Source organism: Dictyobacter alpinus, from assembly GCF_003967575.1.
Lineage (GTDB): Bacteria > Chloroflexota > Ktedonobacteria > Ktedonobacterales > Ktedonobacteraceae > Dictyobacter > Dictyobacter alpinus.
In genome coordinates this window covers 1866935-1879845 of sequence record NZ_BIFT01000002.1, presented here as the reverse complement: position 1 = coordinate 1879845, position 12911 = coordinate 1866935, and the positions used below count along the sequence as shown (strand labels likewise).

The 12911-nt window shown below is 50.4% G+C and carries 10 protein-coding genes; 2 read left to right on the top strand and 8 right to left on the bottom strand.

Annotated elements, in window-relative coordinates; all coding sequences use genetic code 11:
* Positions 1–154: 154 nt before the first annotated feature.
* Positions 155–514 carry a hypothetical protein gene (locus EL633_RS30130; protein ID WP_126630926.1) on the top strand — a complete coding sequence of 120 codons (360 nt, stop codon included), beginning with the start codon at positions 155–157 and terminating at the stop codon, positions 512–514.
* Between the two features lie 95 nt (positions 515–609).
* Here the strand turns inward: EL633_RS30130 and EL633_RS30125 are convergent, their stop codons facing one another.
* Both EL633_RS30125 and EL633_RS30120 read right to left on the bottom strand, forming a co-directional pair.
* Entirely contained in the window at positions 610–1884 is a 1275-nt protein-coding gene (locus EL633_RS30125) for an adenylosuccinate synthase (RefSeq protein WP_126630925.1), read from the bottom strand.
* Between the two features lie 5 nt (positions 1885–1889).
* Positions 1890–2780, bottom strand: coding sequence for a TrmB family transcriptional regulator (locus EL633_RS30120; RefSeq protein WP_126630924.1), 891 nt, complete (start codon positions 2778–2780; stop codon positions 1890–1892).
* A gap of 176 nt (positions 2781–2956) precedes the next feature.
* Between EL633_RS30120 and EL633_RS30115 the strand changes: the two genes are divergently transcribed.
* A complete protein-coding gene (locus EL633_RS30115) occupies positions 2957–3757 on the top strand; it encodes an AAC(3) family N-acetyltransferase (RefSeq protein ID WP_126630923.1) in 801 nt (266 codons plus the stop codon).
* A 143-nt stretch (positions 3758–3900) separates the two neighbouring features.
* On the opposite strand, the gene EL633_RS30110 is transcribed toward EL633_RS30115, so the two are convergent.
* From EL633_RS30110 to EL633_RS30085, 6 genes are all read right to left on the bottom strand, one after another.
* The gene (locus tag EL633_RS30110) at positions 3901–5550 is read right to left on the bottom strand and encodes an efflux permease Rv1217c-related protein (RefSeq protein WP_126630922.1); all 1650 of its coding nucleotides are present in this window, start codon (positions 5548–5550) and stop codon (positions 3901–3903) included.
* The gene (locus EL633_RS30105; protein ID WP_126630921.1) at positions 5537–6466 is read right to left on the bottom strand and encodes an ABC transporter ATP-binding protein; all 930 of its coding nucleotides are present in this window, start codon (positions 6464–6466) and stop codon (positions 5537–5539) included. Before EL633_RS30105 ends, EL633_RS30110 begins: the two co-directional genes overlap by 14 nt.
* A 132-nt stretch (positions 6467–6598) precedes the next feature.
* Positions 6599–6883, bottom strand: coding sequence for a hypothetical protein (locus tag EL633_RS30100; protein WP_126630920.1), 285 nt, complete (start codon positions 6881–6883; stop codon positions 6599–6601).
* A gap of 373 nt (positions 6884–7256) precedes the next feature.
* Positions 7257–8669, bottom strand: coding sequence for a F0F1 ATP synthase subunit beta (gene atpD / locus EL633_RS30095; RefSeq protein ID WP_218027615.1), 1413 nt, complete (start codon positions 8667–8669; stop codon positions 7257–7259).
* 175 nt (positions 8670–8844) lie between these two features.
* Positions 8845–11670, bottom strand: a complete 2826-nt coding sequence (locus EL633_RS30090; RefSeq protein ID WP_161982550.1) for a tetratricopeptide repeat protein — start codon at positions 11668–11670, stop codon at positions 8845–8847.
* Between the two features lie 601 nt (positions 11671–12271).
* Complete coding sequence (locus EL633_RS30085; RefSeq protein ID WP_161982549.1) at positions 12272–12838, bottom strand: GNAT family N-acetyltransferase; 567 nt, start codon at positions 12836–12838, stop codon at positions 12272–12274.
* Positions 12839–12911 lie beyond the last annotated feature (73 nt).

Here is a 12911-nt window from a genome sequence, read left to right as displayed (position 1 = left end):
CACTATAAAATTGACCTGTATATAATCCATCCTTTCGGACTAGAAACGGATAGTAAATTATTCAATTTATATATATGTTGGCGGCATGTGATTGAAGGGTATGTCTTCCTATAACTTATTGTTTGCCTGGTTTTTTTGTAGAAAAGGAACTGACGTGAGCTCTATAACCTATGAATTTGCGCTATCCGCACCACATGCTCTATCCATCAATAATGGCGGTGAGGCCCACTCTTATCTGCTTGCCGTCCAAACTACAGCCTCCACACCCGGGACTAATGCTGGTGCGCAACATAAGCAGACAGCCCCACCTAAACATGTTCCTGTGAATATTGATCCCACTGATACGCAGGCGCTGGTCGGACAGCCTGCTATGCCAACTATTTCCACTACGCCCTTTAATCCGACCCTTTTCCTGATCGGCCTATTTTTACTGGCCGTTTCTGGTGCCATGTTCTGGTATATGCTAAAACGGTTTCGGTTAAACAAGCCAGATATACAGAATCTCGTTCAATAATTTTGTTGTGGATTCAATTCTTTAAAGAAGGCGCCTTCAATATACTCATTGAAGGCGCTTTCTTTTGTGTTGTAGTAGACTGTATGGTGAGTGTTTTATGCCATCAAGGTTTGATCGCGATTGGGACCAACACCGACGCTGTGGATGCGTACACCAACCAGTTCGGAGAGGCGAGCTAGATATTTGCGGGCATTTTCTGGTAGCTCCTCCAAGGTTTTGGCGTTCTGGGTGGCTTGCTGCCAGCCGGGCAGGACTTCATAGACGGGCTCACACTGCTCATGGATAACAGGATCCGGCAGGTGCTCGATTAACTCGCCTTTGTAGCGATAAGCAGTGCAGACAGGAATTTCTGCCAGCGTGTCCAGCACATCCAGTTTGGTAATATTGAGGTCGGTGCAGCCGTTGATCTCGGTGACATAGCGGGTGACGACAGCATCGAACCAGCCGATGCGGCGTGGACGGCCCGTGGTGGCACCAAATTCTCCACCCAGCTCGCGTAGATGGCTCCCCATCTCGTCATGCAGCTCGGTTGGCATTGGACCGGTTCCAACCTGGGTGCTATAAGCTTTCGCTACGCCGATGACCTGATTGATATAGCGCGGTGGAATGCCCGCGCCAGCGGAAGCGCCGGCGGCAGTTGGAGACGAGCTGGTAACAAAAGGATAGGAACCCCAGTCGATATCTTTCATGGCACTGAGCTGGCCTTCGAGCAGGATCGTCTTGTTCTCTTGCAGGGCTGTACGTACAATTGGCATAGTATCTACAATGCGTGGCTTTAGCTGCTTGCCCCACTCCAGCGCATCAGCGATCAACTTTTCGACATCAAAAGGTTCCTGCCCATACACATGGAATAGAATTGCATTATGCTTTTTGAGGACCGCAGTCAACTTGTCGCGCAGAATCTGTTCATGTAAAAGATCATGGAAACGGATACCGATGCGGCCAACTTTGTCCGTATAGGCCGGGCCAATACCACGTCCGGTCGTCTCTACTCGATAGGCGCCACGAGCTTCATCCTCCACTTTGTCGAGGAGCTTATGATAAGGCATCACCACATGAGCTCGATCAGAGATATATAAATGATCGACCGAGACTCCCTGTTTAGCGATACCCTCCATCTCTGAAATAAGATCCTGTGGATCAATGACTGTGCCTGTTCCCATTACGCAGATGCAATTGGGATTAAAGATGCCACATGGTACCAGATGGAGCTTGAATTCGCCGTAGCTATTCACAACGGTGTGTCCCGCATTACCTCCACCTTGGAAGCGCATGCATAGATCAGCTTCCTTGCTTAAGAGATCGACAAGTTTGCCTTTCCCTTCATCTCCCCATTGTGTACCTACTACTACAGTTACTGTTCCAGCCATGACGGCTACTCCTCTCCAAGCTGCAATGCTTCTCGCATTGATGTATATAAACTCGATGGTAGATCGATTGGTCTTGATCCCATGGTGGTGATCGCGACAAGTTGTTCAGCATCCGCTGCTGGTAGTAATCCACTGCGCAAATTAACCAGGTGAGGACCAAAGGCGGCCTCTAGCTCTGGTGAAAGACGCTCGTAGATTGCGGCCAGATACGCTTCGTTCCGAATTAACTTTTCTACCACGCGTACCATTGTCCGATTTTGGGTGATCACGCCAGTCGCGGGCGCATCCAGTGATGCGACCAGGGCTTCTCCAAAGTCAATTGCCAGTGCGATAACATGGCCACCCACGACTTTTTCAGGTCCCTCGTGTTGATATATCATGGCATAATCGGCGCTGGCCTCACCAAACAGGTTCAGGATAACCGTGCAACCGCGCTCGCGTGCCTCCCGCAGAACATCGGAGAAGCGCTCAAGATCTTCGGCCCACAGGCTGGCGGCAATGCGATGTTGCGCCATCGTAATCAACTCGCGTAGACGCGCCTCAATACGTTTTTGATCATTGAGTTCCCAGAAGTGTCCTACCGAGTCAGGGCGTTCAAGTGCCGCAAATTGCTGCTCTAAATCCTGACAGCGTTGTTTGGTTTCGTCCTGAATACGCCGTAGCAAACGTGCCGGCGGCACAGGAGCGTAGCGCACAGGATCGGCACTTACAGCGGTAACACGTTCTTTTGTGGTCATAGTTTCAAGCGCCTGATACGTGTTAGCCCTGGGTAAGCCAGTGCCTTTGCTAATCTCGTAGCCAGTTGAGAGTGGATGCTGGAGTAAGAAGATATAAATTTGTGCCTCCGCTCCAGTGAAGCCTAAATGTTTCATCTCTTCAATGGTAGAGATACTCATTGCGACTGGCCTCCTTTCTCAAATCCATAGTAGTAGTATGCACTACTACTAGTAAATATAAGGATCAATCTTGTATTTGTCAAGGGGAGTTCATCTGTTGTTTCGCGTTTTTTTACTTGCTTTTGGGCACGAAGGATGGTAGGCTGATGACGTTGTTAGCTGAAAAGGACGAGGTTATGTCTGAAGAACAAGTTGTGCAAGCGACTTCTACGCTGTGTACGCGTGAGAGTCTGGTTGATGATCTACGCCGTCTGGGATTACAGGCGGGAATGACTGTGCTTGTACATTCATCATTACGCTCTTTTGGCTGGGTCTGTGGTGGTCCGGTGGCTGTGGTTGATGCTTTGCTGGAGGTGCTCACTCCCGCTGGTACTCTGGTCATGCCGACCCAGACAGGCAATTATTCTGATCCGGCGAACTGGCAGAATCCGCCGGTTCCTCAGCCCTGGTGGGACGTTATTTATGAGGCGATGCCAGCTTTTCGTCCTGAAATTACTCCCTCCTATAAGATGGGAGCTGTCGTTGAGGTGTTTCGGACGCATCCAGGAGTTGTGCGTAGCAATCATCCGCAGGTTTCTTTTGCAGCCTGGGGTAAGCATGCTGCTTTGATCACTGCGCATCATAGCCTTGAATATGGTCTTGGCGAACAGTCGCCGTTAGCTCGTATGTATGACCTGAATGGTTACGCGCTCCTACTAGGTGTAGGTTATGATAATAATACCACCTTTCATCTGGCCGAGTATCGTATTCCCGGCGCGAATGAAGTCATGTTAGGTGCCCCGATAATTGAGGATGGTAGACGTATCTGGAAACGTTTCAAGGATATTGATCTTGATGCTGATATCTTTCCAACGATCGGAGAGGAATTTGAGCGTACCGGTCAGGTGTTGATCAATAAAGTTGGACAGGCTGATGCACGCCTTTTACCGCAACGGGCGGCCGTTGATTTTGCCACCGCCTGGTTACGCCATCGCTGAGATAAAACAACGTAGCGGCAGGTCTTGCACCTGCAACCTGTAGACGTACAACCATGTAGAAACAGGCGGAACGAGCACGTACCTGGAAAGGTACGTTACGTACGTGAACGGGTTGCAGGTGCAAGACCTGCCGCTACACTGTTTTATTTGCCGATGTCTTTGTAGACAAAGCGTACTGAGGCCAGCGCCAGGACTATGATGGCAGCTACGAGCAGTCCCAGGGTGTTCCATAAGGGTAGGCCATGTAGTAGCGGTGTTCCATAGTAATAGAGGGCGGAGATCCGGAGTGCGTTATCGGACCAGTTGAGTTCGGGACCAACAAAGCTGATAAAGAACCAGATTACGAGTAAAAAGCTCAAGATGCCGGTGTCCAGCGCGGTACTCAACCAGCCCGAGAATAGGTAGCCGATCGCCGCCATCAGGAGTCCCAGCGGTATGATTGAGAGCGTGGCCGCGGCCAGATTGCCCATATCGAGTTTGAAGCCGGTGGCCAGCGATGCCAGCACCGTCGCGGCTAGTGTGAGTAGACCCATAATTACTGTGGCTGTGGTGAGCGCGCCAAAGCGGGCCAACAGGACGGTCAGGCGCGATTGCGGTGTTGCCAGTACCAGATCCTGCAAACCATCCTCTTCATCGGCGGACCAGCGACTGGCCTGCGTGACGGCAAAGGCCATCATCAGTAGCGGCAGTAGGATAAAGAGCGCGCTGAGCAGGGTCGCGTTGGTGTTTATATCACCGCCGCCAACTTTAGTGATAAAGCCTTTAAGGAGTGGCGAGCTTGTATAAAGAGCCGCGAGCTGCTTCTCCGTTTGTTCGGCAATGACGACCATCCAGCCAGCAAAGCCCGCGATACCCAGTGTCCACCAGCAGGCAGGAACTATGATCATCCCCAGACTGCGTGTATAGATTGAGCGCAATGACCAGGCATTGACTGGTAGGGCATGGGCTGGCTGTGCAGTCCTTTCAGGCAGACGCAGCCAGCGGGGCAGTTTGACCGTTCCTCCAACGTCGCGCCGCTCAAACAAGACAAGAGCCACACCGCTTAAGAGGATGTTTAATGCCAGCAGTAAGAGTAGTGCGCCAACATTGATGCCATACTTAGGGACAAGTGGTTTATTGAGGTTATAGTAATAGATGGGCGAAAGGCGGCTGATCCATTCTGTATTGGGAATGGTCCGATGGATCATGTCCAGGACGATAAAGATCAGTAGCAAGCCACCGGTGATGCCAGCCGCTGTGGCACGTTCCTGGGTGAATTGAGAGATCAGTAAGGCCAGCGACCCGAAGATGCCGCAGACGATCACCACATTGAGTCCGAAGAGCAAGGCATCAGCCAGATTAAAGTCTGCATTAATGCTTTTTCCGCCAGCGAAGGTCAGTAGCCCGATGAGCAAGCCCATTCCTGCTAAAGCTGTCCAAACGGCGGCCAGTTTTTCCAGTCCAACGCGCCTGCGTCCACGTGGTAGTGACAGCAGGACATCCATGATGCCACGTTCCTCCTCGCCACGTAGCAGGCGGCTACACGCCAGGAGCGGCCATAGAGCAATGATTAAGATGGTAAAACCATACTTAAAGGTAGCGTAACCGCCTGGAGTATCTACCGCGACCGGTTCAGCCAGCCAGGCGAAAGAGCTCGATAGACTGACAAGTGATGCCCGTGCCTGAGGTGTCTCCACCAATGAGGGATAGGCGGACAGTACAGCATATATGAGCAGGCCCATACCTATTCCCCAACCAAAAATGGCAATGCGGGCCTCGCGCAGCGTTTTGAGATAGATGCTATTGAACCACATGTGAGGCCTCCCTGGCAGTCTGGCCAGCGCTTTCGTAATAATGCATAAAGATATCTTCCAGACTGGGCTCGCGACTGATTAATGAAACAACGGAATGTTTGGCCGCCGCTTTGATTACCGCATCGGCAGGTCCTTGTACGGATAGATGCAGGCTGCGCCCGTCGGCCAGCGCTTCTACGCGCTCAACGCCATCAAGATCCTTGAACAGATCACTGGATACGGCATCGGCAAAGATAATGGTGATGTCGTGGCGCTTGATATCCTTCAGATCCTCTATCAGACCTACTCGTACGAGCTGGCCCTCGCGAATAATAGCCACACGGTTACACGTCTGTTCCACCTCGGTCAGGATATGCGATGAGAGAAAGACTGTACCGCCATCGTTGCGCACTTCCTCCAGCATGTGGTCAAATTCCTGTTGCAGCAATGGGTCTAGCCCGCTGGTTGGTTCATCCAGAATGAGCAGGCGTGGACGATGCATAAACGCTTGAATGATGCCGACTTTGCGTTTGTTACCACTGGAATACTGGCGCGACTTACGGCTGGGATCCAGGTCCAGGCGCTCGATCAGCCTCTTAAGATAGGCTTGATCAACGCCCCCGCGTAGGTGCCCGAAGTATTCCAGAATCTGTCCACCAGTCATTTTAGGATCCAGCGAAAGTTCGCCTGGCAGGTAGCCAACCAGCCTTTTAACCTCTACCGATTGCTGCCAGCTATCCAATCCAGCAATACGTGCTGTACCTGCATCGGCGCGTAGCAACGCCATGAGTAAACGAATCGTCGTTGATTTTCCCGCGCCATTTGGACCGAGAAAGCCAAAGATCTCACCCTCTTCCACCTGGAAGGATACGTCGGTAATGCCCCGCTTACTGCCATAGCTCTTAGTCAGGTTGTCGACTTCGATCATTTTTGCCATATGATTATCCTCTTATATTGAAACCGTTTTTGAACATACTAAGCTTAGTATGTAAGGCTACACTTGAAATGATGTGATGCGCTACTTGATAGATTGAAAAGCACCCGCTATAAGATTTTTTCTGTATGCTTGTCAGTAACCTGGTGGTGCGCCAAACAAAGAAGCTTTGGAGTGTGTTAAAGATGAAAAGATTGGATCTTGGATGATGAGGAGTATAAGCTGTTCGACCTGCTCGCTTAGATACTGAGCCAGTGCAAGCAATAATGCCGACCTGACTGCAACAGAATGGTAAAATGCTCCTGGCAGAGTGGCAGTTGCTAGCTGTGCATTGCCTCTGCTCATGATAGTATGTTGCGCCTCGTCGGGCCTGGCAGCGCGCTTCGCAGTATAAGCTGCTGTGTTAATACTATATACCATCACTTTGCTCTTCGTAATAAACAGAGAATTCGTCTATTAATAATAAAGAGTATAGGCCATTTATGAGCTTTTGTCAATAAGAGTTTCTGACTCCCACTCTCTTAGGGAAGCATACAGCTAGCCGCACGCGGGCCCTGAAGGGCCCACCACACTTAAAACCGTTAGAGCGCCAAAGGCGCGAAAATAACGATCAGCGGAGCGTGTATTCTATGCGAATAAAATAATATATAATAAAATTTATATTATGTGTATAAGTTGAATACAACAAAAATTGTGTGGTAAAGAAGCAACTGAGAGAGTCTCTTTACCGCACAACCGGAGCGAAGGATAATGTATATGGCGTTAACTATTTGGTATTTGTGTGGATTACGTGTTAGCGGCTTGCCTGGTGGCGTTGAACGACCTCGTCGATGCCACCGGCCATGTAGAACAGGTCCTCTGTAATCGCATCATGCTGGCCTGTCAGAATTTCATTAGCTCCTCGCAATGTCTCGGCCAGTGTCACATAGCGTCCTTCGAGTCCGGTGAAGACCTGGGCTGCGCTAAACGGTTGTGTCAGGAAGCGTTGCATCTTGCGGGCCCTGGTAACGGAGAGTTTATCTTCATCGGAGAGCTCCTCAATGCCCATGATGTTGATGATGTCCTGGAGTTCCCGATAGCGTTGGAGCAATTTCTGGACGCCACGGGCTATAGTATAATGCTCTTCACCCACAATATTGGGATCCATGATGCGGCTATTTGAGGTCAATGGATCGATGGCGGGATAGAGCCCTTGCTCAAATAATGTGCGTTCCAGGCTCACGGTTGCATCCAGGTGAGCGAAGGTGGTTACTGGCGCTGGATCGGTGTAATCGTCGGCCGGTACAAACACGGCTTGCAGGGAAGTGATTGAACCATTACCAGTGCTGGTGATGCGCTCCTGTAACTCACCCATCTCCTCAGCCAGATTAGGTTGGTAGCCGACCGCCGATGACATGCGTCCGAGCAAGGCTGAAACTTCGGCACCGGCCTGAGAGAAGCGGAAGATGTTGTCGATAAAGATCAGGACATCTTTGTGCTCTTCATCACGGAAATATTCGGCCATCGTTAAGCCTGTCAGGGCTACCCGTAAGCGTGCTCCAGGAGGTTCATTCATCTGACCAAAGACCATTGCGACGCGATCGATGACGCCGCGCTCAATCATTTCATGGTAAAGATCATTGCCCTCGCGGGTACGCTCACCAACTCCCACGAACACACTATTGCCATTGTGCTGGCGCGCAATATTATTAATCAGTTCCTGGATAATGATAGTTTTTCCGACGCCTGCGCCACCAAACGCGCCGATTTTTCCCCCTTTGACAAATGGACTGATCAGGTCGATAACTTTGATACCCGTCTCCAACATCTCCGCCTGTATGGTTTGATCCTCTAAAATGGGAGCCTCGCGGTGGATCGACCAGAGGGGGGCATCGGTAATGTTTTCTTTATTGTCGACAACCTGGCCAAGTACATTAAAGACCCGACCAAGGGTCTGAGGGCCGACTGGAACTGAGATAGGATGACCGCAGTTGATTACTTCTGCGCCGCGCTGTAGTCCATCGGTAGCGCCCATCGCGATACAGCGCACCCAGTTATTACCCATGTGTTGTTCCACCTCAAAGGACAGTGCCTGCTCCAGATCAGGTCCTTGTAATCGTAGCTCATCATATATTTTTGGGAGCTGGTTGGGAGGGAATTCTATATCAACAACGGCACCTAAGATCTGAACGATTTTTCCCGTGGCAAGTGTAGTAGTTGTCATCATATGCCTCCTTGGGCTTTTCTTTACTTTTTTTCTTCTGTCCCTACTGTACAAAAAAGCGCGAGGCGGCACATGACTTATATTACCTGGTTTTGGCTGACCACGTTTCTGCTCAAAACTGACTGGTATAGGTAATTTAACGTAGCCAGTAGCAAGATGTTGGCTGGAATATCGAGGCTCAGATGAGATGATTTTCCAGTGCGAAGCGGGTGGCGGCACTACGTGAGGAGACACCTAGTTTGGCGTAGATTGAGCGCAGGTGGGTGTTGACGGTACGTGGACTTAGCACGAGTTTGTGCGCGATAGTGACATCGGTCAGTCCATCGGCTACTAACTTCAGCACATCAACCTCGCGTACCGTTAAGCCTGCGGGAAAATGGGTGCTTTGTTTTTCCGGCTGACTTTCAGGTTGTACCTTTAAATGGACATTGGCGATCATGCCCAGGGTCTGGGGTAGACTCATATTTCGTCCGACACTCCAATTTTCGGAGAAGGCGGCCTCGCCAATATTCTTCTTATAGTTTTTTATGCGTTCTTGATATGCCTTTTGATACACCAGTTCTACCGGCGCGGCTATCGCCTCACGCATTGCGGCGGCGCTGCCTAGAAACTGTACTGCGCGTTCTGGTAAATTTAGTTGTCCACACAGCAGGGAGAAGCCTTCCAGGGCGATGGCCATTCCTAAGGTATCTCCTAGTTGGGAGGCCAGGTGGATGGCTTTGCGCATCTCGATGCCCGCTTGCTCATAGTTTTGCTCGACCAGCGCGACACTACCCAGTCCATAAAAGAGCGAAACCTTCGAGAGTTGATTGCCCATGGTTGACATCAAGGCAAGACTCTGAGTGTAGTATGTTCTGGCTTCGGCAGGTTTTTCGCACAGGCGAGCCAGGTCACCAAGATAGTACAGACTGAGGGCGCAACCCGCTTGATAGCTGATCTCTCGTGCGAGTTTTAAGCTCTCTTTCATATATTTCAATGCCTGGGCTGTCTGCCCCTGGCCCATGGCTACGTGGCCAAGCCCCAGTAGCGCATTGGCCCGCTCTCGCCTGGTTCCCAGGATGGTTGCTAGCTCCAGACACTCTTGTAGTACCTGTTGGGCCTCCGTGTAGTTGCCTTGCTGATAGGATGTATTGCCTATATTGTGCAGACACAGGACCTCTCCCCAGCGGTCTTCGAGCTTTTGATAGAGGAGCAAGGCTTTCTGGTAGAGGAAGTGGGCGGTGATAAATTTGCTGCGCTGATGCATAGTATGGCCGATGTTGACCATTACATCCGCCTGACTACGTATATCGCCAGCCTGGCGCAGTAGATGCAGGCTCAATTTATAGCGCACCTGGGCGGCCACAAAATCACATTGCTGATTAGCGATATTTCCACAGATACTGTAGAGTATGCCTCGACACCATAGATCCTGCGAATCCTGTAATGTCTCCAGGCTGGCTTCGGCTAGTGCGCGGGCCTGATCATAGTGTCCCTGGTGTGAGGTGAGCAGGGCAATGGCACCTTGAGAGAGCGCTAAGCTGCGTATATCCCCGGTCTGCTCAGCCATTTTGCTACTGGTCTCCAACCGTGTTTGCGCCAGTGCCAGATCACCGCGCAAATGTGCCATTGTGCCAGCATTATAGTAGACGCGCGCCAGCAGCTGGCTTGGCTGGCAATCCACTGAAATAGTAATCACCTCTTCGAGCCAGTTATGACCTTCACTTAGAGAGCTACGAAGCTGTAGAAAGCGGCCCAGGCTGCTGGCCAGGCGCTGTGCCATCAGTACTTCACGTTGCTTGATCACCAGCCGCATTGCGCTCCAGAGATTGGGCGTTTCCAGATCAAGCCGTGCCAGCCAGTGTTGTTGTTCGCTACCATATAAATGTGTTTCACTCTGTTGCGCGATCCAGGTAAAGTACTGCGCATGGCGCCGCTGGGCATCCAGAAGCTCATCCTGTTTCTCCAGACATTCCAGTGCGTACTCGCGAATTGTTTCCAATAAGAGAAAGCGCGTCTCGGTTCCAGCTGTATCTACTACCCGCACCAGACTTTTATCAACCAGTGATGAGAGTAGGCTAAAGGCCTCTTCTGGCTCATCATTACTGGTTAGTGCGATGGCGGCCGCACCCTCCAGAGTCCAGTTGCCAGTCAGGATACCAAGCTGGCGGAAAAAATGTTTTTCCTCGCTGCTGAGCAGATTATAGCTCCAGTCCAATGTATTACGGAGAGTTTGTTGACGTGAAGGAAGATTACGCGGGCCTCCAACCAGTGTACGCAGGCGAAACTGCAAGCGTTCCAGCAGTTCCTGGGGCGTCAGGATCTTGCTGCGCGCAGCTGCCAGCTCGATGGCCAGTGGCAAACCATCCAATTGGGTGCAGATCTCGGCTACGGCCTCAATATTATCCTTGTTGAGTAAAAAACCTGGTTTGACGGCCCGGGTCCGTTCCACAAAAAGTTTGATGGCATCTGAAGGTTCATCCAGAAATACTGCTGAGGATGTATGAGGATCAGGCAGGGTGAGGGGTTGAACTTCTACTATTTGTTCGCCATAGATATGTAGTGCTTCCCGACTGGTTGCCAGGATTGTGAGTTTAGCAGCCATTGTGAGTATGTCTGCAATGGCGATGTTAGCGGCGAGTACATGTTCAAAATTATCCAGGATAATCAGTATATGTTTATCTTGTAAGAACTCTTGTAGCCGTTCACTCAGGGAATCTGGGCCAGCCTCTTCGATATTCAGCAGCCGAGCCAGCATTGGCAGGACAAATGTATGCTCTCTTAAAGGAGCTAATTGTACAAAGACGACATCATCGCGAAAATAGTGGCGTAAGCGATAGGCCACTTCAAGGGCCAACCGTGTCTTGCCAACACCTCCTGGTCCTGTCAGCGTCAACAAACGCACGTGTTCATTGAGCAATAATTCGGTGGTGGTCTCAATTTCTTGCTCCCGCCCGATCGTCTGGTTCATCTGTACAGGCAACCGTTGTTTTATAGATAAATGTGGTCGATTATCCTGCTCCATAGCACCGTCCTTGCCCCCAGCAATATGCTCTCTCCAGGCAAACGTCATCACGCTTTGACGTAACGCACTCTTTTCTTTTTATTCTACCAGAAATTGACAGCAATGCCCAAAAAAAAAGATCACCCGGCGTTTCGCGTTGGGTGGTCTTGTGCGTTTCTGTAAGCGAGGGTTTTATTATATGTGCAGGAATGCAGCTTGTTTCTCTTTAACCGGTGTACCTTTGATATGGTGAGTAGAACAATGGACACAGTAGGAACGTAAAACTGAACTATGGGAACGCTTCAATGTGCAGGCGTGCTGACTGCAAATAGTTCTACCACATTCCATACAAGATTGTGTGTTCCACCACTTTAATTGTGTATTGCAAAGAGCGCATGTATGTCCGTGTCGTACTTGCTTCATCGCTCTCATCTCCTTCGAACATGCGATATTCAATCAGATAACATCTCTAATAAATAGTGAAATGCTATCGCTAACTATACATTCAGTTTAAATATTAGTGTCGGCTAATATCCGACTTGCCTACTAAGATATTAGCATAGCCTAACAGGTCTCGTCAAGGTAAATTGTAGCAAAAACGGAGCGGTTTTTACAAGCTAGCCTATAAAATCTTATTGAAGCGTAAGAGATTGCGGCCATTTCTGATTTCTGTACCCGCAGGAGTGAATTTGCTGCGCGTAATCACACCGATCGATCTGGCGTTGTCTGGTGCGATTCTGGCATAGAGGTGGCGGAAACCGGCTTCCCGGGCGATATCACAGAGCGCCAGTACCGTGTTGGTCATGATGCCGGAAGCTTGCTCGCTGCACCAGTAACCTATCTCTGCCCCATTAAGCTGATTGGATTTGATGTCTATCGTGGCAACTATCCTGCCCTCAGGATTCAGAACGACAAAGACAAACCAGGCGTTGTTTTTCCAGCCTTCGGGTCCCCAACCAAGAAAATACGCGGCTCTTTCCTCGTCATAAGGTTTTCCTTTTAAGCGTTCGCGAAAGATCCTGTCATAGAGAAAAGGTTCATTACTGGCGGCTATGAGATCCTGCCGGGCGGCGGCCGTGTTGGGAAAGCTGGCATCAAGCGAACGAAGTTGGTAGGGCTGATTATCTGGGAAGCGTAACACTATATGTTGCACCGGGAGGTTAAATTGCGGAGAATTCTGCATACTCATTGTGGTGATGATGCTCCTCTTTCTTCTGGCACTGGAATCCATCTACACAGGTAAAATCCATGTGGGTGTGCTC

Bases quoted from the DNA above. Each gene is read 5' to 3' on its own strand.
- EL633_RS30125 (WP_126630925.1), bottom strand. From the start codon at position 1,884: ATGGCTGGAACAGTAACTGTAGTAGTAGGTACACAATGGGGAGATGAA.
- EL633_RS30120 (WP_126630924.1), bottom strand. From the start codon at position 2,780: ATGAGTATCTCTACCATTGAAGAGATGAAACATTTAGGCTTCACTGGA.
- EL633_RS30115 (WP_126630923.1), top strand. From the start codon at position 2,957: ATGTCTGAAGAACAAGTTGTGCAAGCGACTTCTACGCTGTGTACGCGT.
- EL633_RS30110 (WP_126630922.1), bottom strand. From the start codon at position 5,550: ATGTGGTTCAATAGCATCTATCTCAAAACGCTGCGCGAGGCCCGCATT.
- EL633_RS30105 (WP_126630921.1), bottom strand. From the start codon at position 6,466: ATGGCAAAAATGATCGAAGTCGACAACCTGACTAAGAGCTATGGCAGT.
- EL633_RS30100 (WP_126630920.1), bottom strand. From the start codon at position 6,883: ATGGTATATAGTATTAACACAGCAGCTTATACTGCGAAGCGCGCTGCC.
- atpD (WP_218027615.1), bottom strand. From the start codon at position 8,669: ATGATGACAACTACTACACTTGCCACGGGAAAAATCGTTCAGATCTTA.
- EL633_RS30090 (WP_161982550.1), bottom strand. From the start codon at position 11,670: ATGGAGCAGGATAATCGACCACATTTATCTATAAAACAACGGTTGCCT.
- EL633_RS30085 (WP_161982549.1), bottom strand. From the start codon at position 12,838: ATGAGTATGCAGAATTCTCCGCAATTTAACCTCCCGGTGCAACATATA.